The 26,666-nt window shown below is 60.0% G+C and carries 29 protein-coding genes; 6 read left to right on the top strand and 23 right to left on the bottom strand.

Annotated features, from left to right (window positions below; genetic code table 11):
• The first annotated feature begins 67 nt into the window (after positions 1–67).
• Positions 68–1,099, top strand: coding sequence for an aldo/keto reductase (locus tag ABOK31_RS25480; RefSeq protein ID WP_349959495.1), 1,032 nt, complete (start codon positions 68–70; stop codon positions 1,097–1,099).
• A gap of 61 nt (positions 1,100–1,160) precedes the next feature.
• Here the strand turns inward: ABOK31_RS25480 and ABOK31_RS25475 are convergent, their stop codons facing one another.
• Positions 1,161–2,195 carry an aldo/keto reductase gene (locus ABOK31_RS25475; protein ID WP_349959494.1) on the bottom strand — a complete coding sequence of 345 codons (1,035 nt, stop codon included), beginning with the start codon at positions 2,193–2,195 and terminating at the stop codon, positions 1,161–1,163.
• Between the two features lie 94 nt (positions 2,196–2,289).
• Between ABOK31_RS25475 and ABOK31_RS25470 the strand changes: the two genes are divergently transcribed.
• Positions 2,290–3,192 carry a LysR family transcriptional regulator gene (locus ABOK31_RS25470; RefSeq protein ID WP_349959491.1) on the top strand — a complete coding sequence of 301 codons (903 nt, stop codon included), beginning with the start codon at positions 2,290–2,292 and terminating at the stop codon, positions 3,190–3,192.
• Between the two features lie 67 nt (positions 3,193–3,259).
• Here ABOK31_RS25470 and ABOK31_RS25465 read toward each other — a convergent pair whose 3' ends face one another.
• The 11 genes from ABOK31_RS25465 to ABOK31_RS25415 all read right to left on the bottom strand — a co-directional run bounded on the left by ABOK31_RS25465 (position 3,260) and on the right by ABOK31_RS25415 (position 12,684).
• Positions 3,260–3,919, bottom strand: coding sequence for a peroxiredoxin (locus ABOK31_RS25465; RefSeq protein WP_174173212.1), 660 nt, complete (start codon positions 3,917–3,919; stop codon positions 3,260–3,262).
• A 111-nt stretch (positions 3,920–4,030) separates the two neighbouring features.
• Positions 4,031–4,615, bottom strand: a complete 585-nt coding sequence (locus ABOK31_RS25460) for an alpha/beta hydrolase (protein WP_174173213.1) — start codon at positions 4,613–4,615, stop codon at positions 4,031–4,033.
• Between the two features lie 65 nt (positions 4,616–4,680).
• Positions 4,681–4,851, bottom strand: coding sequence for a hypothetical protein (locus ABOK31_RS25455; protein ID WP_349959489.1), 171 nt, complete (start codon positions 4,849–4,851; stop codon positions 4,681–4,683).
• Between the two features lie 59 nt (positions 4,852–4,910).
• On the bottom strand, positions 4,911–5,471 hold the full coding sequence (msuE, locus tag ABOK31_RS25450; protein ID WP_349959488.1) for an FMN reductase: 561 nt from the start codon (positions 5,469–5,471) through the stop codon (positions 4,911–4,913).
• Between the two features lie 431 nt (positions 5,472–5,902).
• Positions 5,903–7,099, bottom strand: coding sequence for a mandelate racemase/muconate lactonizing enzyme family protein (locus ABOK31_RS25445; RefSeq protein WP_174173216.1), 1,197 nt, complete (start codon positions 7,097–7,099; stop codon positions 5,903–5,905).
• Positions 7,100–7,110: 11 nt separating this feature from the next.
• Complete coding sequence (locus ABOK31_RS25440; protein WP_349959486.1) at positions 7,111–7,866, bottom strand: sugar phosphate isomerase/epimerase; 756 nt, start codon at positions 7,864–7,866, stop codon at positions 7,111–7,113.
• Between the two features lie 66 nt (positions 7,867–7,932).
• Entirely contained in the window at positions 7,933–8,481 is a 549-nt protein-coding gene (locus tag ABOK31_RS25435; protein ID WP_349959484.1) for a VOC family protein, read from the bottom strand.
• An 11-nt stretch (positions 8,482–8,492) separates the two neighbouring features.
• Complete coding sequence (locus ABOK31_RS25430) at positions 8,493–9,737, bottom strand: ABC transporter substrate-binding protein (RefSeq protein WP_349959482.1); 1,245 nt, start codon at positions 9,735–9,737, stop codon at positions 8,493–8,495.
• Between the two features lie 12 nt (positions 9,738–9,749).
• Positions 9,750–10,850: an ABC transporter ATP-binding protein gene (locus ABOK31_RS25425; protein WP_349959481.1), complete on the bottom strand. Its 1,101-nt coding sequence runs from the start codon at positions 10,848–10,850 to the stop codon at positions 9,750–9,752.
• An 8-nt stretch (positions 10,851–10,858) separates the two neighbouring features.
• Positions 10,859–11,788, bottom strand: coding sequence for an ABC transporter permease subunit (locus ABOK31_RS25420; RefSeq protein ID WP_174173220.1), 930 nt, complete (start codon positions 11,786–11,788; stop codon positions 10,859–10,861).
• The gene (locus ABOK31_RS25415) at positions 11,785–12,684 is read right to left on the bottom strand and encodes a sugar ABC transporter permease (protein WP_349959479.1); all 900 of its coding nucleotides are present in this window, start codon (positions 12,682–12,684) and stop codon (positions 11,785–11,787) included. The genes ABOK31_RS25420 and ABOK31_RS25415 overlap by 4 nt, the downstream gene beginning before the upstream one ends.
• Positions 12,685–12,817: 133 nt before the next feature.
• Here ABOK31_RS25415 and ABOK31_RS25410 point away from each other — a divergent pair, with 133 nt between their 5' ends.
• The 3 genes from ABOK31_RS25410 to ABOK31_RS25400 all read left to right on the top strand — a co-directional run bounded on the left by ABOK31_RS25410 (position 12,818) and on the right by ABOK31_RS25400 (position 15,215).
• Complete coding sequence (locus ABOK31_RS25410; RefSeq protein ID WP_349959478.1) at positions 12,818–13,624, top strand: aldo/keto reductase; 807 nt, start codon at positions 12,818–12,820, stop codon at positions 13,622–13,624.
• Between the two features lie 108 nt (positions 13,625–13,732).
• The gene (locus ABOK31_RS25405) at positions 13,733–14,173 is read left to right on the top strand and encodes a VOC family protein (RefSeq protein ID WP_349959476.1); all 441 of its coding nucleotides are present in this window, start codon (positions 13,733–13,735) and stop codon (positions 14,171–14,173) included.
• Positions 14,174–14,189: 16 nt separating this feature from the next.
• Positions 14,190–15,215 (top strand): LacI family DNA-binding transcriptional regulator, encoded by a 1,026-nt coding sequence (locus ABOK31_RS25400; protein ID WP_174173224.1) that lies wholly within the window; start codon positions 14,190–14,192, stop codon positions 15,213–15,215.
• A gap of 82 nt (positions 15,216–15,297) precedes the next feature.
• Here ABOK31_RS25400 and ABOK31_RS25395 read toward each other — a convergent pair whose 3' ends face one another.
• The 7 genes from ABOK31_RS25395 to ABOK31_RS25365 all read right to left on the bottom strand — a co-directional run bounded on the left by ABOK31_RS25395 (position 15,298) and on the right by ABOK31_RS25365 (position 22,392).
• Complete coding sequence (locus ABOK31_RS25395; RefSeq protein ID WP_349959474.1) at positions 15,298–16,212, bottom strand: biopolymer transporter Tol; 915 nt, start codon at positions 16,210–16,212, stop codon at positions 15,298–15,300.
• Positions 16,213–16,378: 166 nt separating this feature from the next.
• Complete coding sequence (locus ABOK31_RS25390; protein ID WP_349959473.1) at positions 16,379–18,028, bottom strand: GMC family oxidoreductase; 1,650 nt, start codon at positions 18,026–18,028, stop codon at positions 16,379–16,381.
• Complete coding sequence (locus ABOK31_RS25385; RefSeq protein WP_349959471.1) at positions 18,025–18,465, bottom strand: gluconate 2-dehydrogenase subunit 3 family protein; 441 nt, start codon at positions 18,463–18,465, stop codon at positions 18,025–18,027. Before ABOK31_RS25385 ends, ABOK31_RS25390 begins: the two co-directional genes overlap by 4 nt.
• A 21-nt stretch (positions 18,466–18,486) precedes the next feature.
• Entirely contained in the window at positions 18,487–19,332 is an 846-nt protein-coding gene (locus ABOK31_RS25380; protein WP_349959468.1) for a carbohydrate ABC transporter permease, read from the bottom strand.
• A 9-nt stretch (positions 19,333–19,341) separates the two neighbouring features.
• Positions 19,342–20,274, bottom strand: a complete 933-nt coding sequence (locus ABOK31_RS25375) for a sugar ABC transporter permease (RefSeq protein WP_349959467.1) — start codon at positions 20,272–20,274, stop codon at positions 19,342–19,344.
• A gap of 1 nt (position 20,275) precedes the next feature.
• A complete protein-coding gene (locus tag ABOK31_RS25370) occupies positions 20,276–21,544 on the bottom strand; it encodes an extracellular solute-binding protein (RefSeq protein ID WP_349959464.1) in 1,269 nt (422 codons plus the stop codon).
• A gap of 86 nt (positions 21,545–21,630) precedes the next feature.
• Complete coding sequence (locus tag ABOK31_RS25365) at positions 21,631–22,392, bottom strand: sugar phosphate isomerase/epimerase (RefSeq protein ID WP_349959461.1); 762 nt, start codon at positions 22,390–22,392, stop codon at positions 21,631–21,633.
• A 155-nt stretch (positions 22,393–22,547) separates the two neighbouring features.
• On the opposite strand from ABOK31_RS25365, the gene ABOK31_RS25360 reads away from it, so the two are divergent.
• A complete protein-coding gene (locus ABOK31_RS25360) occupies positions 22,548–23,588 on the top strand; it encodes a LacI family DNA-binding transcriptional regulator (RefSeq protein ID WP_349959459.1) in 1,041 nt (346 codons plus the stop codon).
• 29 nt (positions 23,589–23,617) lie between these two features.
• Here the strand turns inward: ABOK31_RS25360 and ABOK31_RS25355 are convergent, their stop codons facing one another.
• From ABOK31_RS25355 to ABOK31_RS25340, 4 genes are read right to left on the bottom strand one after another with little or no spacing between them, the layout of a single operon-like run.
• Positions 23,618–24,811, bottom strand: coding sequence for a UxaA family hydrolase (locus ABOK31_RS25355; RefSeq protein WP_349959457.1), 1,194 nt, complete (start codon positions 24,809–24,811; stop codon positions 23,618–23,620).
• The gene (locus ABOK31_RS25350) at positions 24,808–25,140 is read right to left on the bottom strand and encodes a UxaA family hydrolase (RefSeq protein WP_174173232.1); all 333 of its coding nucleotides are present in this window, start codon (positions 25,138–25,140) and stop codon (positions 24,808–24,810) included. The genes ABOK31_RS25355 and ABOK31_RS25350 overlap by 4 nt, the downstream gene beginning before the upstream one ends.
• A gap of 4 nt (positions 25,141–25,144) precedes the next feature.
• Complete coding sequence (locus ABOK31_RS25345) at positions 25,145–25,843, bottom strand: RraA family protein (protein WP_349959456.1); 699 nt, start codon at positions 25,841–25,843, stop codon at positions 25,145–25,147.
• A 24-nt stretch (positions 25,844–25,867) separates the two neighbouring features.
• The gene (locus ABOK31_RS25340; protein WP_349959455.1) at positions 25,868–26,653 is read right to left on the bottom strand and encodes an SDR family oxidoreductase; all 786 of its coding nucleotides are present in this window, start codon (positions 26,651–26,653) and stop codon (positions 25,868–25,870) included.
• Positions 26,654–26,666: the final 13 nt, after the last annotated feature.

Below are 26,666 nucleotides of genomic sequence, written 5' to 3'. Positions count from 1 at the left end.
CGGAGCCTGCGGCTCGCCCGAAAGCTTTGCCGATCGGGAACCAGCGCTCCGTTCAGAGGAGGCAGGAATGGATTATCGCAAGCTCGGCCCAAGCGGGGCCGTCGTCACGGCCTATTGCCTTGGCACCATGACGTTCGGCGCGGAAGCGAGTGAGGCCGCGTCGCATAAGCTTCTGGACGATTATTTCGCATGGGGCGGCAACTTCATCGATACCGCCGATGTCTACAGCGCAGGCAAGTCGGAAGAGATCATCGGCCGCTGGCTGAAGGCACGTCCGACCGAGGCCCGCCAGGCCGTCGTCGCTACCAAGGGCCGTTTCCCGATGGGCAAGGGGCCGAACGATATCGGTCTTTCGCGCCGGCATCTGGGCCAGGCCCTGGACGACTCGCTGCGTCGTCTCGGCATCGACCATATCGATCTCTATCAGATGCACGCCTGGGACGCGTTGACTCCGATCGAGGAGACGCTTCGCTTTCTCGACGATGCCGTGCGCGCCGGCAAGATCGGCTATTACGGCTTTTCCAACTATGTCGGCTGGCACATCGCCAAGGCGGCTGAGATCGCCAAGGCACAGGGCTATACGCGTCCCGTGACCCTGCAGCCGCAATATAATCTGCTCGTGCGCGATATCGAGCTTGAGATCGTCGATGCCTGCCTCGATGCCGGCATGGGCCTGCTTCCCTGGTCGCCGCTCGGCGGCGGCTGGCTGACCGGCAAATACAAGCGCGACGAAATGCCGACCGGCGCCACAAGACTTGGCGAAAACCCCAATCGCGGCAGCGAATCCTTTGCGCCGCGCAATGCGCAGGAGCGGACCTGGGCAATCATTGCTGCCGTGGAGGAAATCGCCAAGGCGCGAGGCGTCAGCATGGCACAAGTGGCGCTTGCCTGGACGGCTGCACGCCCGGCCGTCACATCCGTCATCCTCGGTGCCCGCACCGCCGAACAGCTTGCCGACAATCTCGGCGCCGCCAAGCTGTCTCTATCGGAGGCGGAGATGGATCGACTGAACGAGATCAGCGCGCCACAACCCGCGGCCTATCCTTACGGGGAAAGCGGCCGGAACCAGCGCCATCGCAAGATCGAGGGTGGCCGCTAAAACGCATTCAGCGGCGAAGCATTTACCTGCTTCGCCGCCGTCATCAGGATCGCCTACCGCGTCAAACCAGCGGCGGGTTCAGTCTGGCGAAGCCCTCCTGGCGCCGATACGGAAAATAGGGATAGGGAGCGGTCAGCTCGCTGACCTTGTCGAGCTTCCCGACCTGCTCTTTCGAAAGCGTCCAGCCGGCCGCGCCGAGATTCTGGCGCAACTGCTCTTCATTGCGCGCACCGATGATGACGCTTGAAACAGTCGGCCGGCTTAGCAACCAGTTGATGGCAATCTGCGGTACGCTCTTTCCGGTTTCACCGGCGATCTCATCCAGAACATCGACGATATCGAACAGCCTCTCATCATCGACAGGCGGGCCGAAGGATGCGGTTTCGTGCAGACGGCTTGTCTCCGGCAAAGGCTGGCCGCGACGGATCTTGCCTGTCAGCCTCCCCCAGGCCAGCGGGCTCCAGACGAGCGCGCCGACATTCTGATCGCTGCCAAGGGGCATCAGTTCCCATTCATAGTCACGGCCGGCGAGCGAATAATAGACTTGATGGGCGACATGGCGAACGTAGCCACGCTTCTCGGACATGGCGAGCGATTTCATCAACTCCCAACCGGCGAAGTTGGAAGCACCGATATAGCGGATCTTTCCCGCCTTCACGAGTTGATCAAGGGTGGAGAGCGTTTCCTCGATCGGCGTCGAGGCGTCGAAAGCGTGCAGTTGCAAGAGGTCGATGTAATCTGTCCCGAGCCGGCGCAGGGCAGCGTCGACCGATTTGATCAGGCGCAAGCGCGAGCTGCCCCAGTCGGTCGGTCCATCGCCCATCGGCAAAGCCGTCTTCGTCGAGATCAAGACAGCATCCCGCCTGCCCCGGATCGCCTCGCCGAGTACCTCCTCCGATGCGCCCGCCGAATAGACGTCGGCCGTATCAAAGAGATTGACGCCCGCTTCCAGGCAGATGTCGACCAGACGCCGCGCTTCCCTAGCATCCGTCGAGCCCCAAGCGCTGAAGAGCGGCCCGCTGCCGGCAAATGTGCCGGCACCAAAACTGAGAACCGGAACGCGTAAGCCGGAAGCACCGAGATTTCTGTATTCCATGGTCTATCTCCTGTTGGTTCCTCAGATAGATAGACGCTCAGATAAAGATGATATAGATTGCCGGAAAGAAACTGATTTATGATTTCAATTCATCATGAGCCGTCAAGAGATCAATCGTTCCGGTGAAATGGAAGTCTTCGTGCGCGCCGTGGAACTCGGCGGTTTCACCGCTGCGGCCATAGCCTGCCGGATGACGCCTTCAGCCGTCAGCAAACTCGTCACGAGACTTGAAAAGCGCCTTGGCGCTCGTCTCATCCATCGCTCGACGCGGCGATTGCAGCTGACCCCCGAGGGCTGCACATTTTTCGAGCGCAGCGTCGCGATCCTCGCCGATATTGCCGAGGCCGAACGCCATGCCTCGGCGGGAGAGCAGGTTGCGGGACATATCCGCATCAACACCAGCGGCTCCTTCGGCAATCATGTGCTGGCTCCACTCATTCCCGGCTTCATGGCGCTACATTCCAACGTTTCGCTGGAGATCTTTCATACCGATCGTATCGTCGACCTGATGGAGGAGCGCGCCGATGTCGCGATCCGAGCCGGGCCACTGAAAAGCTCCAGCCTCACGGCCCGCAAGCTCGGTGCGACACGAAATATCATCGTCGCCTCGCCAGACTACCTGCGACGACATGGCGTGCCGCGCTCCCCCGCCGAGCTGGCAAAGCATTGCCGTATCGGCTTTGCCTATTCCCGGACGGTCGAAGGCTGGCCGTTGCTAGTTGATGGCGAGGTTGCGACGATCCCCGCTGCGCCTAGCCTGCAGGTGGGCGACGGCGAAGCCATGCGGCACCTTGCGCTTGCCGGTGCCGGCCTGGCGCGCCTTGCCGCCTTTACCGTCAAATCGGATATCGCGGCCGGCCGTTTGCAGCCGGTGCTTGAAGAGCTCAATCCGGGCGACAGCGAGGAGTTCCACGCCGTCTATATCGGCCAGGGCGGCCCCTTGCCGGCCCGCGTGCGCGCATTGCTGGAATTCCTGCGCGAAAACGTCCGCCTATAAACTATAAAAATGATGCGGCCATCAAGGCCGCATCGCGTCAGCTAAAATTCTTTGGTCAGCACGCCGATCAGGCGGTCGGCTGGCGGGTCTTGCGCAGATAAGGCAATACCGTATCGAACGAGCCGAAGCGGGTGATGGCGTCTTCGTTGGAAACTGCGGCCGTGATGATGACGTCTTCGCCCTGCTGCCAGTTTGCCGGTGTCGCGACCTGATGTTTGGATGTCAGCTGGATCGAGTCGATCGCGCGCAGGATTTCGCCGAAGTTGCGGCCTGTCGTCATCGGATAGGTGAGGATCAGCTTGATCTTCTTGTCGGGGCCGATGACGAAGACGGAGCGGACGGTAGCGTTGTCGGCGGGCGTGCGGCCTTCCGAGCTTTCGCCGGCACCTGCCGGCAGCATGTCATAGAGCTTGGCGACCTTCAGGTCCTTGTCGCCGATCAGCGGATAGTCGACGTCGAAGCCGGTCGCCGTCTTGATGTCGTTCTTCCAGCGACCATGGCTCTCCACAGGATCGACGGAGATACCGATGATCTTGACGCCGCGCTTGCGGAATTCGCCTTCAAGGCCGGCCATCGCGCCGAGTTCCGTCGTGCAGACCGGCGTGAAGTTCTTCGGATGCGAGAAGAGTACGGCCCAACCGTCGCCAATCCAGTTATGGAACTGAACCTCGCCCTGCGTCGTCTCTGCCGTAAAATCCGGCGCGATATCGTTAATGCGCAAACTCATTGTCTTACCTCCAAAGAACCTGCCCTGGCGCGCTTGGAATGGCAGCCGAGGGACGAGAAGAAAAATCCGCCGCACAATGGCGTCGAATGGCCGATATGAAAAGCCCTTCTTTTAGATGGACGCCGCGATTGCCGCCGAAAACCCTTGCGGCCTGCGATGCCTGCTGCGCGCCTTCAGCATTTCGAGAAAGCCGTAACCGCTCGCCCAGCGCCCGAAACCGCTCGCTATATTGATATGCCCGGCAAGACCAATATTGCGAACATCCGAATTCCAGAGCCGTCCGAACATGCCGAGCCGGTCGAGGCTCATATAGATGTCGTTCAAACTCCCGACCGTCATGCTGGGGAAAGGCAGCGTTTCCGTCGGCATGGTGCCGAAAGACAGATGTCCGGCATGCAGGGCTTCCGTCACCGGAATATCACAAGGGGCTACAAGTAGCGCGCCTTTGACCCTTCGCGCGGCCTGGCGTCCAGCCAACCTCGCCGTCAACACGCAGCCCAGGCTGTGGGCGACGATATAGGCTTCACCCGCCTCTTCCAGCGCGGCTTCCAATTTTTCCATCCAGCTGCCGAGATTGGGAAAGTCCCAGTCGTCCTGCTCGACGAGCCGGACGTCGTGATGATCCTGCAGCCAATAGCGCTGCCAATGCCCCTCGCCCGAGCCGAAAAGGCCAGGCACAATCAGTACCCTGGTCATGTAAGCCTCACGAGAAAAAGCGATCGAACACAAAGCTCGCGACGGGAAATCAAAGGCGCACCCCTTCAATACCAGGGCGCGGGCGACGTGCACCAATAGTGGATCTCGTAGTCGCGCGCGGAGAGCTCTCGCTCCGCGGATCCAGTTCGATCAACGGACTGGATGCGTCCATTCGCATCTTGCAGCGCGCGCCCAGCAAAAATCGCCTTCAGGCGGCTAATGACATTCCATTTCATGTAACCCTCCATTTGGTTGATAAATCCGAGGCAGCGGGATGCAATTGTCCATCAACCCATCATTCGGCCGCAGCGAGCACCCTTACCGAATGCGGGAAGAAAGCCGATAGCTCACCGACGACTTCATCGATCCGGTTGGCGAGCGGTTCCGAAGAGACCTTGTAGTCGGTAAAATCACGATCCGACGCATAGACGGCGGTCGGCAGGGTATGTGCCATGAAGAAACCGAAGAGCGGTCGCAACTGATGTTCCACCATCAGCGCATGTCTGTCTCCGCCGCCGGTCGCGGTGATGACGATCGGCTTGGCGCGCAGCTCGTGCGGGTCGATGAGATCGATCAGATGCTTGAACAGCCCGGGATAGGATCCCTTGAAGGTTGGCGAACCGATAATCAGCGCATCCGCAGAGACGATATCGTCGATCACGCCTTTCGCCTGATCATCAAGCTCCTTGCGCCACTGGGCAGTGCCGAGAGACGGACCAACATCATGCAGATCATAAACCCTGCTGGAGAAGCCATATCGCTCAATTGCCAAATCCGCGACGGTCTGGACCAGCGCGTAGGTCTTCGACGGCCTGTTGAAGCTGCCGGCAATGCCGACGAGTTTGGGCACACTCATTCTCATCCCTTCCGATGATCGCATGCGTTTTCGATAATGCAAATATTGTCCACAAAAATAGTAGATTAAAAGGAACAGCGATCTCTGAAGGCATGGGAATTGGAAAATCTCTTTCTACATTGCCACCAGCTGGACGGGCCGCAACAAATGTCACTCGGTCGACGGGTTAGGCGACACAACTTGCATCTTTAAAAATGTCGCGGGCGCCAAATGGCGGCCGGAATGGGATGCATTGTATCACCGGAGCTGGAACAGGGCATTGCAAGACGCATTGCCACAGGGAGGCGGCCCGCTGCTTCCTCAGACTGGTTGTCGAGAAAACCGGCTTCTCCCGCACACCATAAATGGGGGCAGCCATCCGCCTCGCATTCGGTCGCGTGGTGGATGCGCGCCTTGCAATCGGTATTGATCTTCCGCCGCTCCCAAGGAGCTCAATCAAAAAACATATGATCTTCGTCTGTCAGATAAGATCTCGCTTTTTCCGCATTCAGCGTCACTCCAAGGCCAGGAGCATCCCAAACCGCCATGTGACCATCCACGACCAAGGGCTTCGGCAACCCATCCACGATATCGTACCACCAGGACGGATCGCCGACGGTATATTCAAAGGCGACATAATTGTGCGGGAGTGCTGCACAGACTTGGACGAGAGCGGCAAGCCCCAGCAAACCATTGGCCGTTCCGTGCGGGGCGATCAGGATACCATGCAGATCGGCATATTCTGCAATCCATTTAAGCTCGGCGATACCGCCGACATCGCAAGGGTCGGGGCCAATGATATTGACCGCCTTGCTCTCGATCAACGGCTTGAAGTTCTGCCTGAGATAGATCTGCTCGCCGGTATGGATCGGTGTCGATGTCGACAAGGTCAGATCGCGATAGACATCCGCATTGACGAAGGGCGAATAATCGCCGGTCAGCATGTCTTCCAGCCAGACGAGGTTGAAGGGCTCTACGGCTTTCGCAAAGCGGATCGCGTCCGGCACGGTCCAGCCGGGGCCGCAATCGAGCGCGAGGCCGATCCCGTCGCCCAATTCCTCCTTCATCGCGGCAACGCAGGCGACCATATGCTTCAGACCGCGTTCGGTAAGCAGGCCGCGGTCGTGGGCGCCATGCATTCCGCCGGCTTCCGGATCGCCATAGAAGAAATCCGGCACCTCGACCCGCATGCGGCTGTGAAACCCGATAGGCTGTTTGACGATAGTGAAGCCCTCACCCGCCGCCTTCATTTCGCGGCAGCTCCTGGCATAATCCTCCGGCATGAAGCCGGTCATCGGCTCGCGGACGGCACCATTATAGACGCGAACCCGATCGCGCACCTTGCCGCCCAGAAGCTTGTAGACCGGCACGCCCGCCGCCTTGCCGGCAATGTCCCAGAGTGCCATCTCGACGATGCTGACGACCGCCCCCCAGGGCTTGAAGCCGCCGCGCTGCCGGATGCGCAGCATCACGCGCTCGACGTCCGTGGGATCAAGGCCGATGAGCGCATCCCGGAACGCGAGGATATAAGGCTTCAGGAACGGCTTCCAGGTTTCCGCCTGCGCATAACCATCGATACCGGCATCGGTGACGATGCGGATAACGGGGCTTGAGCCGATGACGGCACATTTGAGGTCGACGATCTTCACCTTGCTGCCCTCTACAAGCCGAGCGAGCGGATATGGTCGATCGATCGCTTGGCAAAGCGCTGCCAATCGGAGGGATTGTCGTGCTCCGTGACGATGTGATCTGCCCGGGTCCTGCGAAAGTATGGGACCAGAGCTGCCCAGTCGATAATGCCGTCGCCCGTCGCGACCCAGCCGTCGTCGATCGTCGTTCCGAGAAGTGCCGTGTCCTTGGTTTGAATGGCGACAATGCGATCGGCATAGCGTTCCAGTTCGGCAGCGGGATCGGCGCCGGCGCGCGTGATCCAGCCGCAATCGATCTCGAACAAGACTTCATAACCGGCACCAAGAATGTGATCGATCGGCCTCGATCCGTCGGCAAGCGGAGCATACTCGAAATCATGGTTGTGCCAGGCAACCTTCAAGCCGTGACGCGCCGCACGTTCGGCGCCCCGCGCAAGCTGCTCGCCGATCCTCTGCCAATAATCAGCGGTATCGATACGCTCCTCCTTCGGCACGAAAGGCGGGATCATGTAGGTCGCGCCGAGCGTCTGCGCGATCTCGATGAAGCGATCCGGCTCAACGACCAGCCCTTTCAGCGGCATATGAAATCCGAAGCAGGCAAGGCCCGCATCATCGATCTGCCGCCGCAACAGCGCGGGATCGCTTTCATAGGCCGGCAGCCACGGCTCGATCGCGTCATAGCCCAGGGATTTCAGTAGAGGGAACTGCGCGTGAAGCGGCGGGAAGTTCCTCGATGAGTACAGTTGATACGCGATCGGATAAGCCATGAATCTGCTCTCTGGGGGATGAACATCAAAGGTAACCAGCCCTACGCTCGAGCGGGCCGGCAGAAATCAGCCCTGTGGCTCCTTGTCTTTGTCGAATTCGAGCAACTCGACCATGACACCAAGGTCCTTGACGGTGTCGTAATAGGCATAGCGGCCATGACCGCCGTCAAATTCACCACGCTGCAGCAGCTGATGGCCCTTACCTTCGAGAAATGCGTTGCGCTTCGTCAGGTTACGGGTCCGAAACGCGATATGGTGGCAGCCCGGCCCCTTTTCCTCCAGCAGATCGCGCCAGGCGCTTTTCTCCGGCCCGGGCTGAAGAAACTCGACATCGATATTTCCGAACTTGAACATCATGATGCGGCAGCCGACGGCGGCAGGCTTGCCGTCGTAGATCGCCTGCGCCACATCAGGCTCCGCGGCCCTGCCCTCCTTGGGCATGGGTTTGCCTGTCAGATCGGAGAACCATTGCGCTGATTTCACCACATCGTCGGTGACGAAGCAGATCTGCATGACGGCATCTTCGTCGAGAAGTCTTGTGTCCATGTCTGCAATACCTTCCATTCCTGTTTCGCTGCCGGCGGCAAGAAAGCCTGCCGCCATGCCGAACGTCATGTTTTCGGTCGCTATTTGAGAATGGCTTCGTACTGGTCCTTGAGCGCAGCTACCGCCTGGTCCACCGTCATGTTCGGATTGCTCCAGTAGTTGAAAGCGACCTCCCAGATCGCCGACTGCCAGTCTGCATCGACCATCGAATGTGGGTTCTGCACCTGGTGCGCGGGGTCCTTCAGCATGTCGAGGACATTCTTCGAGCAGGCATCCAGCGTCGACGGGTCAACATCGGTGCGTACCGGTGTCGAGCCCTTTGCCGCCGCGAAGGCGGCGTTGATCTTCGGGTCGACGATGAGCTTGGCAAACTCGACTTCCGCCGCGTCTTTTTCGGGCGACTGCTTGCCGAGAATGCCCCAGGCATCAACAGTCACAGACAGCGCCTTTGAACCGGGAATCTGCAGGCAGCCGAAGTCCTTGCCTGCTTCCTTGCCGGCAGCGCGCCACTCGCCCTTCATCCAGTCGCCATGGATCTGCATGAGCGCCTGTCCCTCGATCACCATATTGGTAGTCATGTTCCAGTCGCGATTGACCGAACCGGGATCGGAAGCCTGCTGGAACTTGCGCAGCCACTCGAACGCGGTTCGAAGCTCTGGCGCGTCGAGCGCGGTCTCATCCTGCTTCGGACCATAGATCCTCATAAAGAGATCGGTGCCGCCGACGCTCGCGACCAAAGTATGAGTGAGATAGCCGACCTGCCACTGCTGCGCGCCGAGCGCCAGCGGCACGATACCGGCCTTCTTGATCTTGTCGAAATCGGCATACATCTCGTCCAGCGACGTCCATTTCGAAGGATCGACACCGGCCTTCTTCGCCGCCTCGATATTGTAATAGAGCATGCCGTCGATATGGATGCCGAGCGGGATCTTCATGATCTGGTCGTCGACGGTGATCGACTTGATGACCGAAGGCGGAAATTTGTCCATCGCCCCATCCGCCTTGAAGACGTCGGTCAGAGGACGACCGAGCCCCATATTCGTCAGATCGCGATAGACGGCGGGATTGTTTTCGGAAAACACGTTCGGAGGCTGGCCGCCCGTTACCAGATTCATGAGGTTGACGTTGGAACCCGTGTCATGCGGAATGGTGATGTCGATCCACTTGATCCCCTTCTCTTCGGCCGCTTTCTTCAGGACATTAAGCGCGGCGACTTCCGCCGGCGACGACCATTTCTGGTAGATGACCAGGTCCTCGGCGTGAACGACCATCGGGCAGATGACGATCGACGCCACCAGCCATGCCTTTTTCCAGTTTTTCAGCATGCGTTCCTCCCACTAGAGCCGCCGCCCGCTCTGGGCGTCGAAAAGATTCAATTTTGTTCTGGGATAAGTCACGGTGATGAGCTCGCCGGGTCTCAGCCTGGCAGCACGATCCGGCTCGATGCGCACCGCGATCAGCGAGGAGCCAAAGCTAAGCGACAGGATCGCGTCGGACCCGGTGCGCTCAACGATGCGAACCGGCAGCTCCAGCGAGCAGGCGGCCAAAGACGGAGCCTCACCGATGACGAAATGCTCGGGCCGCATGCCGATGATGATCGGCTGGTCATGGGAAGGATGCTGAGCGCAATAATCATAGCCGGAAAGATCGAAGCGCCGGCCGTCAGCCGCGATCGCGCTCAATCGGTTCCCATCCCGCGCGACGGTGGCTTCGACGAGGTTCATGGCCGGCGAGCCGATGAAGCCGGCGACGAACAGATTTGCCGGCTGTTCGTAGACCTCGTCAGGCGTACCGAACTGCTGGATCGCGCCGCCATTCATGACGGCGATCTTGGTCGCCATGGTCATCGCTTCGATCTGGTCATGCGTGACGTAGACGACGGTCGGCTTCAGCTCCTCGTGCAGTTTCTTGATCTCGAGCCGCATCTCCGTGCGAAGCTTGGCATCGAGGTTGGACAGTGGCTCGTCGAAAAGAAGCACGTCAGCGTGCTTGACGAGGGCTCGGCCGATAGCGACGCGCTGGCGCTGGCCGCCGGAAAGCTGCGCCGGCTTGCGGCTCATCAGAGATTCGAGCTGTAGCAGGCTCGCCGCCCATTTGATCCGCCGGTCCGCCTCCTCGCGCGGCAGCTTCAGCGCCGACAGACCGAAACGCAGATTTCCCTCCACCGTCTTCGTCGGATAGAGCGCATAGGACTGGAAGACCATTGCCAGTCCGCGATCCTTGGGATCGAGTTCGGTGACGTCGCGTTCGCCGATCATGATGCGCCCGCTGGAGACGTCGGCAAGGCCCGCCAGCAGGTTCAGCAATGTCGTCTTGCCGCATCCCGACGGCCCGAGCAGCACGAGAAAATCGCTGTGATCGATCGCGAGATTAAGACCGGAAAGGACTTTGATCTCACCAAATTTCTTGACGATGTGTTCGAAGGAAACGCTTGGCATCCGTTGCCCTAACCCTTGATCGCGCCGGCTGAGATTCCCTGCACGAAGAACTTGCCGAGGAGAAAGTAGATGAACAGAGGCGGAATGGCGGTCAGCAGCGCTGCGGCCATATTGGCATTATAGGCAACCGTGCCCGTCGATACCGTCACCATGTTCGCGAGATTGACCGTCATCGGCGCCGCACCAAGCCCGCCGAAGGTCACGCCGATCAGATAATCGTTCCAGATATGCGTGACCTGCATGATCAGGACGACGATCAGGATATTGCCCGACATCGGCAGGATGATCTCGATGAAGATCTGCCAGAACGAGCCTGAATCCATGATTGCCGCCTTGGTGAGATCGGCAGGGATATCCTTGTAGTAATTCCGAAAGATCAGCGTCAGGACGGGCATCGAAAGTACGGTATGGATGAAGGCAACTGCCCAGAGCGAGCCATAGATCCCCATGCCGACCGTGATGACAATCAACGGATACATGATGATCTGAAACGGGACGAAAGCGCAGAGAAACAGAAGAAACAGGAATGCGCCCGTCCATCTGACATTCCACAGCGCCAGAGCATAGCCCGTCACGGCCGACAGCGAAATCGAGGCAATCAACGATGGAAACAGGATTGCGACGGAGTTCCAGAAGCCGCCCCGAAGACCGGTGCAGGTGATGCCGGAACAGGCCTGGCTCCAGGCATAGATCCAAGGTTCGATCGTCCATTCCCGCGGCAGCGAAAAAATGGCGCCTTCGCGGATCTGGTCCATCGATTTGAAGGAAGTGACGACCAGCACATAAAGCGGCACGCAGAAGAAGAGGGCTGCCATCGACAGGAAGACAAGCACTGCGATCGAGCGCCCCTTGATGCGCTTCTTCGCTCTGGGGAACATGACCTCCACCGGTGCTTCAGCAGCAGCGACCGAAGGTCTGACGGTTGCGATATCGCTCATGCGTGACCTGCCTTGCGGGCAGCACGCTGCTGCCAGGCGGTCAGCGCCACGAGGGGCAGGAAGATTACCAGGGTTACGACGAGCATCATCGAGGCGGCGGCCGACGCGTAACCGAGATTGCTCTTCTCCGTCATCGCCTTGATCGTGAAATAGGCCGGCAGCCATGTGGATTGGCCGGGACCGCCATTGGTCATCGCGACAATGATATCGTAGGCCTTGATGACGCCCAACGACAGCAGGATGGCACAGGTGAGGAAGGTGAATTTCATCATCGGGATGATGACTTCGAGATAGACGCGCCAGAGGCTGACGCCATCGATGCGCGCAGCACTCCAGATCTCCTGATTGATGCCCTTCAGGCCGGCGAGCATGAGCGCCATGTAGAAGCCGGAGCTTTGCCAGACCGAGGCGAGAATGATCGCATACATTGCCGTCTGCCCGTCATTCAGCCAATTGAAGCTGACACCGGTAAGACCGATGCCATGCAGGAAATTTTCAAGCCCGAGCTGCGGATTGAAAATCCAGCGCCAGGCAACACCGGTGACGATCAGCGAAACGGCGAGCGGATAGAGAAAGACGGTCCGGAAGACATCCTCGCCACGCCGTTCCCGTTCAATCATGGCGGCAAGAATGAAACCGAGCACGATCGCAAGCGCGCTGCCGATCGCAAGCACGATCAGATTGCGAAGGGATATCTCCCAGCCGGCATCGGCAAAGAGCCTGGTGTACTGGCGGAATGGATTGGACCAGTCGATCTCATAATCCGGAAGACGCCGGCTGCGGGTGAACGAAAGCACGACGGTCCAGACGATCGACCCGATGAACGCGACGACCGTGATCAGCACGGCAGGCGCTAGCGCAAGCTGCGGGGTGACCCGGCTCCATCTCAATGCCATCGATTTTCCTCCCGATCAGCCTGTGCCGCCTCCTCCAGCGCTTGCACATCCTGATATTAACGTTAATACTAGCGCCTTCTCGATGGGCGTCAAGCAGGTATTTGCCGATCGGGGGTCTTTTGGAGGAGACATCATGACAGCTTCGATTCCACGGCTGGGCTTTGGGACTTGGGGGAGAACGGGCGCCGAGGGCGTCGCTGCAATTCTCTGCGCGCTCGAAACGGGCTATCGCCACCTCGATACGGCGCAGTCCTATGGCACGGAGGCCAGCGTTGGCGAGGCAATGCGGCAAAGCGGGCTGAACCGGGAGGAGATCTTCGTTACCACGAAGATCAAGGTGGACAATCTCGACCCCGGAAAACTGCTGCCGTCGCTACGGAAAAGTCTGGAAACCATCGGCGTCGATCGGGTCGACCTGACTCTGATCCACTGGCCACCACCCTATGACCGCATCGAACCGGAAATCTATCTCGAGCAAATCGCCGAAGCTCAGGCAATGGGGCTGACGCGCATGATCGGCGTCTCGAACTTTACCATTGCCCTCCTGGAAAAGGCCGAGACGCTTCTCGGCAACGGCGCTATCGCGACGAACCAGATCGAACTCAGCCCCTTGTTCCAGAACCGGAAAATTGCCGCCTATTGCACGGAGCGCGACATCCTCGTCACCTGCTATCAACCCGTCGCGCAGGGCCGGATAGGCGATATCGGGCAGATGCGGGCGATTGCCGCGCGACATGAGGTAACCGTCGAACAGGTGGCGCTCGCCTATGAACTCTTCAAGGGCTATGCGGCCATCCCGACCTCGTCGAAGCCGGAACGCATTCGCTCGAACTGGCTGGCACACAAACTTGATCTGACCACCACCGACATGGAGGTGATCGACGCCCTGCCGCAAAGTTCACGGGCGATCGATCCGCCCGGCGCGCCACTCTGGGACTAGCAGATATCAGCTTCGATCCACCAGGCTTGCCGTCCAAACGGAAGCCGCCAAAACATTGCTTTCCACCCACGCTATATTATCGCTAAAACAACTCTTTGGAGCTATATCATGGATCATATCACCGGCCTCGGCCACCTCGCCATCAAGGTCAAGGACCTCGGCGCCTCGCTCGATTTCTATCGCGATCGCCTCGGCCTCAGGGAAATGCACAGGCTGGTACGCGATGACGGGACGCCCTGGATCGTCTATCTGCGCATCACCGATCTCCAGTTTCTTGAGCTCTTCCCCGGCGCAGAAGGCAATCGTGCTCCTGGGCCTAATGCCAACGGCACCAACCATCTCTGCCTGACGATTGACAATCTCGATGTTGCGGCGGCAAAGCTGGAGAAGGCTGGAATTGCGCTCACCTCGCCCATCAAGTCCGGACTTGACGGGAATCGTGGCGCATGGATTGAAGATCCGGATGGCAACAGGATCGAATTGATGGAAATGGCGCCGGATTGCCTGCAATACAGAGCGATCGCCGCTCTGAAACAGCAAACGGTGTGACGGGAGTCGAATTTGCATGGCAAAGCCTGCGGCGCGCTTGAAGGACATCGCCGACAAGACCGGATTTTCGGTGAATACCGTGTCGCTGGCTTTGCGGGGCAGCTCGCGCATCCCGCCTGAGACCCGCACCCTCATCGCGGATGTGGCGCGCGAGCTTAATTATCTGCCCAATTACGTCGCCACGTCGCTGGTGCGGCGGGAAACCCGATCGATCGGGCTGATCCTGACCGACCTTTCCAATCCCGTGCTGACAGCCGTTGCACAGGCCGTGGAAGGCGAGCTTTCCAAGCGTGGCTATACGACCCTTTTCGCGACCTCGAACAACGACATCGCAGTCGAAGAGAGGATGATTGAAACCTTTCGGGCGCGACGCGCCGACGGCATGCTGGTCTTTCCCTGCAGCCATCGCCGCCTGGATCATATCCGCAAGCTGCGCGCACGCAATTATCCCGTTGTCCTGCTCGTCGGCGATCCGGATGCCGGCATCGATGCCGTCTGCATGGATGAACGGATGGGGGCTTATAAGGCGGTTGCTCATCTTCTTGGCAGTGGCCACCGCCGTATCGTCATCATCGATGGCGGCACGAAGCTCGGCAATTCGGAAAAGCTCGAGGGCTATATGCAGGCGTATCGGGATGCTGGCGCAGACATCGATACCGCGCTGTTTATCAAGCCGAGTGGTCACTCGGTCGCGCATGGCTATTGGGCCGCGGATACGATCTTCAGCCAGCGGCTCGGCGCATCCGCCATCTTCGCAACCAATGATTCACTGGCGCTGGGCGTCTTGCGTTATTGCGCCCGCAACGGCATTCGCGTCCCCGACGACGTCGCGCTCATGGGCTTCGACAATATCGAGTTCGGCGAATATGCGGTCACACCGATCTCGACGGTCGATTATAACGTCGAGCGTGTATCGGCGATGGCCGTCGAGCGCGTCGTCGATCTGATCAGCGCGGAGGCAGATTTGCCACCGCCACGCGTCACCCTGATCGAGCCGGATCTTCTCATACGCCAAAGCTCGAATTCGACCCTTCGCAGCTAGCGCAATTCCAGGAAAAGTGTATGGCGGTTTTCCGTCTGGAATTGCATAAAAACAAAATACCCAAACTGTCCCGGCAAGCGGGTCAGCCCGCCGACACCGGGTAGCGGACATAGGCGAAAGCGCTGGAATTCGGCGCCCAGGAATTCACGTTGATCGTGCCCTGCCCGCCATTGAAGGCATCGAGATCGCGCGCCTTGCCGCCTTCCGCGGGCATGAGCCGAAGGATGACATCCTTGTCTGCGGGGTGACCCGTCGTTCCCACCGGATAGCTCAGATAAACGAGGTCGCGGCCATTGGGCGCCGGATGCGGGAACCAGTTCACCCGCTCGTCATGCGTCAACTGCTCCAGCTCGGAGCCATCGGGACGCATGCGGAAAGCCTGTGCATGTCCGCGCTGGGTCGCCGCAGCTTCGGAGTTGAAATAGATCCATTTCCCATCCCGCGAGAACTCGGAACCGTCGACGGGACATGCGCCGTCGGTCAGGAATACGTCGTCACCGCCTGCGGAAGGGATAGTGCAGACACGCGTGAAGATTCCGCCGCCCTCGCGGCGCTCCAGCCCGATATAGGCGAGCGTTGCACCGTCAGGCGAAATGCCGTGCAGGTAATATTTGAAGCCGCGCGAAGCCTCGTGCTCGTTGGAGACGCGGCACGGCACGCCGCCTTCGAACGGCACCTGATAAAGATGACCGTCGTTGGCACTGACGAAGAAGGAGCGCCCGTCCGGCGATACGACATGGTCGTTGTTCAGATTCTCGACCGGTGCCGTGTTGATGCGATGCGGGCCATCCTGACCATCCGGAGAGATGCGAAAGAGGCGGCCGTCGCCATTATAGATCAGCCACTTGCCATCGGGCGACCAATTGGGTGCCTCGATAAGCTCGCCGGTTTCATAGATCACGCGCGCCGTCGAAGTCGCGATATCGAAGACGACGAGTTCGCTGATTTGACGCGGCAATAAACGTCGGGTTTCCGGTCCCGGGCGCATGGATGGCATGATCTCTCCTCCACTTGGATTAACGATAATACAAACAGCTTATGCGATCCCATTTTCATCAACAACCACCAAATAGCCTGAATATCGATGCGCGGACCGAAAGCCTTGGCCGTGCTGCGCCATGAGCGACAAACCGGGTGCGCAGAAAGCTGCACCTTCTTCCCCGCTAGAGAAGATTGGCGATCCGCTCGGCATTTCGAAATGCCAACGCCATGACCGTCAGCACAGGGTTGTAGCCGCCATTCGTCGGATGCAGCGAGGCATCGCAGACATAGAGATTGTCGTGGCCCCAGACCTTGCCGAAGCTATCGGTCACGGACGTCTCCGGCGTCTCTCCCATGCGGCAGGTGCCGGCCTGGTGCTGGCCCGCCGAAAGGCGGAGCGTCTGCTTCCTGCCCCAAGTCCGCACGGCGCCCGATGCCCGCATCCAGGCATCGGCCTTATCGAGGATATAGTCGGCAGTTCGAACGGTTTCGGGATGCGTCATTCCCGACAGCTGAGCGACGGAACGCCCATATTTGTCGCGGACTTCCGGATCGAGGCGAACGCGACAGTCCGCGCTCGGTATTTCATGCACTGGTCCCTTGATCTGCGCGATGCGAGTGAAGTTGTCGCGCATGAAGTGCTTTGCCGCCAGCCCATATCGCGGCAGGTCGTCCGGCAGGCCGGATTTCCAGAGGATGATCGGCAGCATGACGAAATCGTCAGCCAACATGGCGCCACCGATGACACCGTCATTGCCGTGATTGTAGTCGGTCGTCGCGATCGACACGCCGGGTCCCTTGCTGTCTTGAACGGGCTCCTCGAAAAGACCGAAGACCGTCGGATAATAGTGCCCCTGCAGATTGCGGCCGACCTGATCGCGATTGTTGCCGAGCCCGTTCGGCTCCCGCTCCGTGCGCGTCAGCAGCATGAGCCTTGCCGTTTCGATCGCGCCGGCCGACAGGATGACGATGCGCGAGCAAATGCGGCGGCGCGTGAGCTGCCCGGCCGCATCCGCCTCGAGAATATCAACGCCGATGACATTGCCTCGATCATCGGTTGCGACTTGCTCCACAACCGTCTCGGTCAGGAGATCGCAGAGCCCCGTCGCCAGCGCGCGCGGCAGCATGGTGTTCTGCGTACCGTTCTTACCGTTGCTCGGGCAGGGAAATCCGACGCATGAGCCGCAGTGGATACAGGCCCCTCGCCCGGCGCGCGGCACGGTATTGACAAGAAGCGGCGGCGTAAACGTCGAGAGGCCGAGCGCGCTGGCGCCGGCCCGAAGGTGCGCGCTCGTTGGATTGTCCGCCACCGGCGGCATTGGATAATCGCGCCCGCGCGGGCCGGAATTGCGATCGCCGTTGCCATCGCCGGAAACGCCTATTTCGTGCTCTGCCTTCCCATACCAGGGCTCCAGATTCCCATAGGAAATCGGCCAGTCGACCAATGAGGAGCCTTCCGGACGCCCATAGGTCGACGCCATACGGAAATCCTTGGGATGAAAGCGCCAGGCGAGCCCGCCATAGACGAAGGTCCCGCCGCCGACGACCGCGGCATTGACGTGGTAATTATCCTGGTGCGGCTTGACGATGTGCCGCCCGCCCTGCTGATCGATGAAGACGCGCGGGTTGCCGTCGATCTCCGGCCCGGTATTGAAGCCATAGGCCTGCAGCCGATGATTTCGCAGATGATCGCGATGACCGTCTTCGGCATAGGTTCGCCTCTTGCCGCGCTCGATGAGCAGGATGCGCTTGCCGGCTTCGGCCAGAACAGCGGCCGCGATATTGCCTGCAGCACCGGCACCCACGATGATCGCATCATAGTCGATCTTCATGCCCATAACCTCCCGCGCACGACGTCCTGCGGATTCTCCGACGGCCCGCTTGGCCCCTCCGGCAAGCCCGGGCGATAGCCGATCATTCCCCATGACACCGCATCCGGATTGGCGCCATTTGCCGGGTCGGCATAAAACCCTTCCGCAGCCAGCTCGCAAAGCATGTGGAACCAGGCTTCGTCCTTACACTCCGCGAGGAGGCGATCCTGTTCCTCGGGCAATAGCCTGGCAAAGCCGCCCGATGCCTGCGCATCCAGATCCATGAGGCCCCGGTCTATCGCCTGCGGATCGGCAACGAGACCGGCGTCCCACAGCGAGAGAATGAAGCCGTCTACGCCATTATCGAGCGCGCCGGGATAATCATCCGCAGGAATGATACGATCGAGCACGGCCCGAAAGGTTTCGAGCCTGAACGCGCGGTTCTTGGCATCTGACATGGAAAGCCTCTTGAGATCATATCATCGGCCGGCGAGCGAGCCGCCGATGCCACCGATACTGAAAAAGCGATTGAGCAAGGCAAAGATGATGACCGGCGGCGCCAGCATGATGACGGCGCAGGCCATGACGGGACCCCAATCGGTCTGGTTCTGCTGGAAGAACGTCTGCAGGCCGACAGGCAAGGTGAAGCGACTGTCCGTGCGCAGAAAGACCAGCGCCACCAGATAGTCGTTCCAGGCGACGAGAAACCCATAGATCGCCGTGGACAGAATGCCGGGCAGCGAATTGGGAAGCACGATGCGCAGAAACGCGCCGAACATGCTGCAGCCGTCGATCCAGGCTGCCTCTTCGAGATCTGTCGGTATGCCGTCGAAATAGGCCGCCATCATCCAGCAGGCGACCGACACGCTGGAGGCGACATAGATGATCGAAACACCGGCCAAGGTGTCGACGAGCCCGATCCGCGACAGCATGATGAACAGCGGGATGATGAAGACGACGATCGGGAAGCTCTGGATGATGAAGATCAGCATCGAATAGAGCGATACGGCACCACCACGGGCGCGCGACAGCACATAGCCCGCCGGCGCGGCAACGAACAGCGCCAGACAGGAGGCGATGACGGATACGATGAGGCTGTTCTTCAACCACACCAGAATATCCGTATTCCTGATGACATAGACGAATGTCTCGAGCGTCGGGCCGGTGACGTCGGAATAAAGGCGTGGCCGCAAGGCAAGGCCGAAAATGACGAGGATCGGGCTCAGGGCAACAAGCGTCATCAATGCAAGCACGAGGGTGCGCGTCCAGCCCACCGATTTGCCGATGCCGACGGTGGTGCTCGCAGCCATTGTCTTCGCAGCCATGGGAGCCTCCTAGAACTTGGCTTTGCGCACCTGCCGGAACAGCAGGAGCGAGAGGGCGACCAGAACGATCGTCATCATGAAGGAAATCGCGACGCCGTAACCGGGCAGGAAATCCTGAAAGACGGAGCGATAGGCGAGCACGATCAGCGAAGTCGTGGCGTTAACCGGGCCGCCGCCGGTCAGAAGATAAATCGTCGCGAAATCGTTGACCGAAAACATCGTCATCAGGATCCAGCTGATATAGGTGGATCGCGCAGTCATCGGCAAAACGATGTAGCGGATCTGCTGACGCGCGTTTGCACCGTCAAGCGTCGCAGCCTCGTAGACGCTGTTGTCGATGCTCTCGAGCGCTGCCGCCCCCATCATCATCATGAAGGGATAGCTGATCCATATCTTGAACAGGCAGACCGTGATCATCGCCATCGTCGGATCGGCGAGAAACAGGATCTGCCCAAAGCCCAATGTTTCGGCCAGCTGCGGCAGGAGACTGCCGGGGGTGGCGACCAGCCAGTTCCAGCTCATGGAGGTGACGACGATCGGCACGATCCATGGCAGCAACAGAAGCACCTTGAACAGGTTTCTCCCCGGAAATTGCGGCTTCAGCAGGATAGCGAGGCCAAAGCCGATCAGCCAGCTACCGAACACGCCGCAGATGGTGAACAGCAGTGTGAAGGAAGCGGCAGACCAGAAAGCGGGATCGGTCAGAACGTTGACATAGTTCTTGAAACCGATGAATTTACCGAGGCGCAGCAGGCCGCCATTGTGAACGGATTGCACGAGAGCAAATCCCAGCGGATAGGCGTTGATCAACGCCATCAGCAGGATCGACGGCATGGCAAGGCCGATCATCGTCGCCTTGCGCCCCGTCTGCGCGCCGGCGCGGGAGGCCGTCGATGCTCTCGTCAGCCGCCGTCCCTCCGGCATTGCATGCGCCTCGGCCATGTTACTGCACGACCTTTCGCAGCGAAGCTTCCAGGGTTTCGAGAATGTCCCTGGACTTCGTCTTCCCCTGGATGATCTGCTGAACGAAGGCGGCACTGGCGGCACCCCCATCGACGGCATTCAACGCGGCAAAGGCATGCGGCGCCTGAGCGCCGATCGTCTTGCCCACCGGTTGCCATTCGTTGATCGAAAGAACCAGGTTCGGGTTGCTCTGAATGATGGGCAGATCGGCGATGCTCTTCTTGACCGGCACGTCGATCGCAACCCCGCTCGTCCAATAGACATGCATGTTGTCGAGATACCAGGCCAGGAAGGCTTCCGACGATTCCTGCGAGGGTGTCGTCGTGAACATCCAAAGCGAGTTGATGTAATAGACGGTGCCGAGATCGCCGTGACGAGCTTTAACGGGGTGCGCGACCACAGCATCGGACTTGATTTCCTGCGGCAGCGTCTTGTCGAGACCCGTCTGCCCGAAGCCCATGGCGACACGGCCGGATTTCCAGTCGCTCGCCAGATTGTCCGACGTATAGCTTGCGGCATAAGGATCGATGATGCCCTTGCGCACGAGCTCGTTGATGAAATCAAGGGTCTCGATATTGCGGTCACTCACGCAGTTCAACGAACCATCAGGCGCAAAGAAGCCGCCGCCATTGTTGATCATCAGGGCCGAGACGGTGTGTTGCGCATCGGTCGTCGTGCTGCCGGCCGCAAGACCGAGGCCGATATGGCCGATTTTCTTGAGGGCTTCGCCAGCCTTGATGTAGCTGTCCCAATCGGTCGGCGGCTCGACACCAGCCTTCTCCAGAAGCGATTTGCGATACCAGATGACACGCAGATCCATCGACCAGGGAACGCCGGCATAGCCGCCATCCGTCTTCATCGCGGGCAGCAGACCCGGCAGAAAGTCGTTCTTGCCCTCCTTGTCGAGCTTGCCGATCAGATTGTCGGCCGCAACGGCCACTCCCTGCTCGAGAAAATAGAACGGCAGGAAGGCGGCACCGGAGCTTACCGCCGGCGTCGTCCCCGATGCAGCTGCCGAGGTGAATGTCTGGTACCAGTTTGCCCAGGGTATCGATTGATAGCGGACGCCGAGCGCGCCGCTGGCGGGCGTGTACTTGCCCGCCAGCTCCTTGGCGGCGGCCGTATAAGTGGCTCCCGTTCCCCAGACCATATCCCAAAACGTAAGAGCATCGTCTGCCGCAAAGACCTTGCCCGCAGCACTAGCGGCCAGAGCCGCAGCCGACGCTCCGAGGAATGATCGGCGATTCATTGTCATGCTACCCGACTTGCCGTTCATCTGTGGTTCCTCCCCCCTTGTTGAACGAAATCGATCTGCACTGATGCGAGACGATCGGACTACCGGATCGTCTTAAGATAGGAGAAGCTTCTGGCGGCAAAGCCTGCCGGATCCTTGGGATTGTCGTGTTCGACGACCATCAAGCGGGCACCGCGGGCGCTGGCAAAGGCCCAGAGATCGGGCCAGTCGAGAATGCCGGAACCGACATCGCACCAGCCGTCCTCGTCTTCATTTCGCCCGGCTTGAGCCTGATCCTTCACATGGGCGGAGACGAGTAGCCCTGCATATTTCTCCAGCCAGACCTTCGGATCATCGCCGCCGCGCGCAAGCCATGCGATATCGGCCTGCCAGACGAGCGGGCTGCCGGCTCCGCCCTGGAAAAGACAATCGAGCGGACAGGAGCCATCGCTGAAACGTGCAAGCTCCCAATGATGATTATGATAGCCGAGCGAGATGCCCCGCTCCTTCAACCGGCCGGCCATCTCGCCGAGCTCAGTACCGACCCGGCGCCAGGCATCCGCATCGCCGCTACGCTCCTCCGGCGGCAGAGCCGGCATGAAAAGTTGCGCAATACCGGCCTCCGTGGCCGCGTCCGCGACCCGCCCCAGGTCACCGCGCAGTGCCGGCAGGCCGATATGGCCGCTTGGTGCATGGAGGCCCCGGGCTGCCAGAGCCGCCTTCAGTGCCTTGGGATCATCGAGATGGCTGCCGATGGTTTCGACGTTGGTGAAGCCCGCCCGCGCAGCCGCATCGAGCTGCTGATCGAGCCCGCCCAGATGCCGAAGTGAATAGAGCTGTATCGAAAGTGTCGACGTCGTCATCCGGCCCTCCCAGCCCGCCCTGCGATATCTCCTCACATCACAGAGCATTTTTACGCAATCGATTGCGTAATACCTAACAGCGCAATCGATTGCATGCAAGGGCACGATCGAATATTTGTTGGATGTAGACGATACGATCCGGTTACAGAGGTCCGATGGCGAAACGAAAGCCAATACCCACGAATGAGAGCCGCATACCGACCATGGCGGACGTCGCCCGTATCGCCGGTGTCTCGACTTCGACCGTCAGCCGTGCTCTGGCCGGGCTCCCTCCCATTCCCGAAGAGACAAGGCAGAGGATTGCCCAGGCCGCAAAGGAAGCCGGATATGCGATCAACCGCCATGCGCGATCCCTGCGGCTCAAGCGCAGCAAGGTGATCCTTGTCCTCATTCCAAACCTTGCCAACCCGAATTTCCCCGATCTTTTGATGCATATCGATCGGGCAGCCTATGACTGCGGCTATGACATCATGATCGCACATACCGCCATCGATCCGGGCCGCTCCGACCGCTATGTCGACGAGTTGCTGGCGGGAAGCATCGATGGCGTGCTCCTGACCGCCAGTTACTGCCCGCCGCGGCTTCTCGAGTGCATTGCCGCGGGCCGGCGTCTGCCGATCGTACGAACACTGAGCCCTACTCCCGATCTCACCGGCATCACCGCGGTGCAGATCGATGAGGTGAAAGCGGCCTATGACGTCGTCGATCACCTTGCAAAGCAGGGTTACAAGCGCATCGCGCATCTCGGCGGACCGCCAAAGGAAATCATGGCGATCGCCCGCCGGCGAGGCTGGGAGAAGGCACTGGCCGATCACGGGCTCCCCGCATCCCCGGATTTCTATATCCAGTCCGGCTTCACGATGATTGAAGGACAAAGGGCGGCCGACGAAATCAGGAGCCGGCCGGAGCTGCCGGACGCCATTTTCTGCTCAAACGACGAATCCGCCTATGGTTTGATCGCCGCTCTCAAGGAACACGGCTTACGCATTCCTCAAGATATCGCCGTTGCAGGCTTCGACGACCTCAGTTTTTCGGCCGTCATGGACCCTCCGCTGACAACGGTCCGCCTCCCTCGCCGCGACATGGCCGAACGCTCGATCCAGAAACTGAAGGCGCTCATCGAGGACAATACCGACAACGACAATACGATCCTGGCCCATGAACTGGTCATTCGGGCCAGCAGCCTTCGCAACTGAGGGCTATGCCGACGGCCAAAGCCTTTGACCTAGGTTGGCAAGCATGCCGGGCCGATCGGCTCAAACGACTTGTAGGTCAGGATGAACTCCTGATGGCCGAGGCCCTCCGACTTCGTCGGCTTGCCATCGGCAACCTCCCGCAGAAGCGTGACGATTTCCTGGCCGACCTCATCGAGACTTGCTCGTCCCTCGAGAATACGGCCAGCATCGACATCCATGTCTTCCTCCAGCCGGCGATAGGTATCCGGATTGGCGCAGATCTTGATCACGGGCGAGATTGCCGAGCCTGAGACCGAGCCGCGGCCGGTGACAAAGAATACCATATGACAGCCGGACGCGATCATTTCGACAATTTCGGCATTGTCGGAAATGTTCGGAAAACCGAACCGCACCTCGCCATCGGGCACCACGTCCATCAGGTAAAGACCGCCACGCGGCGGAATATCGCCGGGCTTGATCAGGCCGGAGATCGGCGACGCCCCCGACTTGGCATAGGCGCCCATCGATTTTTCTTCGATCGTCGTCAGCCCGCCATCGGCATTGCCCGGGGCAAAGCTGCCGTAGCCAAGCGTGGCGTAATAGCGTGCAGCCTTAGCAACTGCCGCACGAAGCTCGTCGGCAAGTTCTGATGTGACCGCACGATCGGCCATGATTTCCTCGCAGCCGATGAGCTCACCGGTTTCCTCGAAAATGCAGGTCGCTCCCGCCGCCACCAGAGAATCGAAAGCCCGGCCCGCTGCCGGATTGCCGGTAATCCCGCTCGTTCCGTCGGACCCGCCGCAAACCGTTCCGACAATCAGCTCGCTGATGTCCATCGGGACCCGCTCATCGAGCGCCAACGTCTCAAGTTGCTCGTTGACCCAGGCGCGACCGGCCGCGATCGTGCTGCGCGTGCCGCCATCGTTCTGGATGGTCAGCGTCTTCACCGGCCGGCCGCTCTCCTCGATGATCTTGGATAGCGAGTATTTGTTGAAGCTTTCACAGCCGAGCGACAGAAGCAGAACTGCGCCAATATTCGGATGCGTACAAAGCCGCTCCATCATCCGTTGCGCATAGGCATTGGGAAAACAGCCGGGAAAGCCGATGAGGTGAACCTCCTGCCCGTCGAAAGCCGAGATGATCTGGCGTCCGACATGGTGGGCACATTCCACCAGATAGGCGACGGCGACGATATTGCGGATGCCTTTGCGACCATCCGGCCGCAGATAGCCTTGCAGGCTCATTTTTTGGCAACCTCCTGAATGTCGAAGAAATGGCTCGGCGTGTAGTCGCTCTTGACGTTATGCACGTGGACATGATCGCCGGTCGCGATCGGCGCGACGGCGGAACCGATCGGCGCGCCGTATTTGTAGACCTTGGCGCCCGGCGCGATTTCATGCCTGGCGATCTTGTGACCGCGCGGAATCGTCTTTGCGAGTGTCACCTCCCGGTCTCCGACGCGAATGCGTTCTCCTGCGGGAATATCCTCGCGACAGACGAGAACATTGTCCTTTTCCGAAAGCAGCAGCAGCCGCGGATCATCGGCATGTGTTAGCAGCGCGCCAGAACCCATGACGTCACATCACTCCAAACGTCGCGAAGGCTTCGACCGTGCTCATGCCGTTGCGGATTGCCTCCGCCACCTTGTTTTCGGTCCGCACCTTCTCCAGGGCGAGCGAGAGCGCTTCCTTTTCGACGGCCTTCGGGATGACGAGAACGCCTTCGCGGTCGCCGTAAAGCAGATCACCGGGTTCGATACGGACGCCTGCGATTTCGATCGGCGTGTTGTAGTCGATGACCTTGCCGCGAGGCCCCTGATCCTGAGCATAGATCCCGCGGGAAAAGGCCGGGAAGCCAAGCCGCTCGATTTCGCCGGCATCGCGCACATAACCGTCGAGGATGGCACCTGCGGCCTGCAGATGGGTGGCTCTCGTCGACATCAGGCCGCCCCACAGCGCGTAGCGAAGCGACGAACCCGTGGCGATATAGACGTCACCAGGCTTCAGCGAATCGAGCGCTTCGAACATGATGCCGAACGGCTTCTCAGCCAACGGGCCGAAGGAGCCCTTCCCGTCCGAGAAGACATCGGCCTCAAGCACCGGCATCGCACGGCCGGCGATTTTCATGTCGTCGCGCAGAGGCTTGATGCCAGCCGGCAGGAACTGCCGACGATGTCCGAGCGTATCAAGGATATCGCCAACGACAGCGGTAAAGAGCTCGGCTTTCAGCACGCGGAACAAATCGGCGTCGGTTGTGTGGGTTGCTGTGGTATTCATTGGGAGCCTCCGCTGGTGGCAATTCTAAAAGCCGATGACGGCACCGCCGTCGACGATGATGGTCTGGCCGGTGATATAGCCGGCGGCCGGCGATGCGAGGAAAGCGCATGTCCAGCCGATCTCTTCGGCCGAGCCGAGGCGGTTCATCTGGATTCGGCCCATGATTTTCGCGCGGCGGGCCGGATCGTTGGCCGTGGCCTTCTGAAACAGGTCCGTATCGATCCAGCCGGGCGCCACCGCATTGACACGGATTCCTCGGCCGGCAAACTCGGCCGAAAGCCCGCGCACAGCCCCCGTCAACGCCGTCTTGGCCGTCGTATAGCCCATCACCAATGGCTGGCCGATGAAGGATGTCATGGATGCGGTGAAGAGCACGCAGCCGCTTCCTCTCGCGATCTGACCAGGCAGAAATTGCCGGGTCAGTTCCAGCGCGCCGCGAACATGGACGTCCATGACCTCGTCGAAGTCGGCAATATCGGATTCCTCGAACGGCTTCTTCACCGTGTTCCCGGCATTGTTGACGACGATATCGACCGGACCGTGCGCCTCCTCCACTCCGGCGGCGAAAGCCTTGATCGAAGCAAGATCACGAAGGTCGAGCTGTGCTGCCTTCGCCAGAGGGCCGATCGATGCCGCCGCTTCCTCGAGGAGATCCAACCTGCGGCCAGCCAGCACCACCTCTGCGCCGGAGGCTGCGAGACAACGCGCGATCGCAAGGCCCAGTCCACTACCTCCGCCGGTCACCAGCGCGCGCTGGCCGTCCAGTCGGAATGCGCCATGCCAATCGGGAAGCGCGGTTGGAGATTTCATGCGTGCTTGCGTA

The organism is Rhizobium sp. ZPR4 (assembly GCF_040215725.1).
Taxonomy (GTDB): Bacteria; Pseudomonadota; Alphaproteobacteria; order Rhizobiales; family Rhizobiaceae; genus Rhizobium; species Rhizobium rhizogenes_D.
The sequence above is the reverse complement of the archived record's forward strand: the minus strand, read 5'-3'. Positions and strand labels throughout refer to the sequence as shown.

Bases quoted from the DNA above. Each gene is read 5' to 3' on its own strand.
- ABOK31_RS25480 (WP_349959495.1), top strand. From the start codon at position 68: ATGGATTATCGCAAGCTCGGCCCAAGCGGGGCCGTCGTCACGGCCTAT.
- ABOK31_RS25475 (WP_349959494.1), bottom strand. From the start codon at position 2,195: ATGGAATACAGAAATCTCGGTGCTTCCGGCTTACGCGTTCCGGTTCTC.
- ABOK31_RS25470 (WP_349959491.1), top strand. From the start codon at position 2,290: ATGAGCCGTCAAGAGATCAATCGTTCCGGTGAAATGGAAGTCTTCGTG.
- ABOK31_RS25465 (WP_174173212.1), bottom strand. From the start codon at position 3,919: ATGAGTTTGCGCATTAACGATATCGCGCCGGATTTTACGGCAGAGACG.
- ABOK31_RS25460 (WP_174173213.1), bottom strand. From the start codon at position 4,615: ATGACCAGGGTACTGATTGTGCCTGGCCTTTTCGGCTCGGGCGAGGGG.
- ABOK31_RS25455 (WP_349959489.1), bottom strand. From the start codon at position 4,851: ATGAAATGGAATGTCATTAGCCGCCTGAAGGCGATTTTTGCTGGGCGC.
- msuE (WP_349959488.1), bottom strand. From the start codon at position 5,471: ATGAGTGTGCCCAAACTCGTCGGCATTGCCGGCAGCTTCAACAGGCCG.
- ABOK31_RS25440 (WP_349959486.1), bottom strand. From the start codon at position 7,866: ATGGCTTATCCGATCGCGTATCAACTGTACTCATCGAGGAACTTCCCG.
- ABOK31_RS25435 (WP_349959484.1), bottom strand. From the start codon at position 8,481: ATGACGTTCGGCATGGCGGCAGGCTTTCTTGCCGCCGGCAGCGAAACA.
- ABOK31_RS25430 (WP_349959482.1), bottom strand. From the start codon at position 9,737: ATGCTGAAAAACTGGAAAAAGGCATGGCTGGTGGCGTCGATCGTCATC.
- ABOK31_RS25425 (WP_349959481.1), bottom strand. From the start codon at position 10,850: ATGCCAAGCGTTTCCTTCGAACACATCGTCAAGAAATTTGGTGAGATC.
- ABOK31_RS25420 (WP_174173220.1), bottom strand. From the start codon at position 11,788: ATGAGCGATATCGCAACCGTCAGACCTTCGGTCGCTGCTGCTGAAGCA.
- ABOK31_RS25415 (WP_349959479.1), bottom strand. From the start codon at position 12,684: ATGGCATTGAGATGGAGCCGGGTCACCCCGCAGCTTGCGCTAGCGCCT.
- ABOK31_RS25410 (WP_349959478.1), top strand. From the start codon at position 12,818: ATGACAGCTTCGATTCCACGGCTGGGCTTTGGGACTTGGGGGAGAACG.
- ABOK31_RS25405 (WP_349959476.1), top strand. From the start codon at position 13,733: ATGGATCATATCACCGGCCTCGGCCACCTCGCCATCAAGGTCAAGGAC.
- ABOK31_RS25400 (WP_174173224.1), top strand. From the start codon at position 14,190: ATGGCAAAGCCTGCGGCGCGCTTGAAGGACATCGCCGACAAGACCGGA.
- ABOK31_RS25395 (WP_349959474.1), bottom strand. From the start codon at position 16,212: ATGCCATCCATGCGCCCGGGACCGGAAACCCGACGTTTATTGCCGCGT.
- ABOK31_RS25390 (WP_349959473.1), bottom strand. From the start codon at position 18,028: ATGAAGATCGACTATGATGCGATCATCGTGGGTGCCGGTGCTGCAGGC.
- ABOK31_RS25385 (WP_349959471.1), bottom strand. From the start codon at position 18,465: ATGTCAGATGCCAAGAACCGCGCGTTCAGGCTCGAAACCTTTCGGGCC.
- ABOK31_RS25380 (WP_349959468.1), bottom strand. From the start codon at position 19,332: ATGGCTGCGAAGACAATGGCTGCGAGCACCACCGTCGGCATCGGCAAA.
- ABOK31_RS25375 (WP_349959467.1), bottom strand. From the start codon at position 20,274: ATGGCCGAGGCGCATGCAATGCCGGAGGGACGGCGGCTGACGAGAGCA.
- ABOK31_RS25370 (WP_349959464.1), bottom strand. From the start codon at position 21,544: ATGAATCGCCGATCATTCCTCGGAGCGTCGGCTGCGGCTCTGGCCGCT.
- ABOK31_RS25365 (WP_349959461.1), bottom strand. From the start codon at position 22,392: ATGACGACGTCGACACTTTCGATACAGCTCTATTCACTTCGGCATCTG.
- ABOK31_RS25360 (WP_349959459.1), top strand. From the start codon at position 22,548: ATGGCGAAACGAAAGCCAATACCCACGAATGAGAGCCGCATACCGACC.
- ABOK31_RS25355 (WP_349959457.1), bottom strand. From the start codon at position 24,811: ATGAGCCTGCAAGGCTATCTGCGGCCGGATGGTCGCAAAGGCATCCGC.
- ABOK31_RS25350 (WP_174173232.1), bottom strand. From the start codon at position 25,140: ATGGGTTCTGGCGCGCTGCTAACACATGCCGATGATCCGCGGCTGCTG.
- ABOK31_RS25345 (WP_349959456.1), bottom strand. From the start codon at position 25,843: ATGAATACCACAGCAACCCACACAACCGACGCCGATTTGTTCCGCGTG.
- ABOK31_RS25340 (WP_349959455.1), bottom strand. From the start codon at position 26,653: ATGAAATCTCCAACCGCGCTTCCCGATTGGCATGGCGCATTCCGACTG.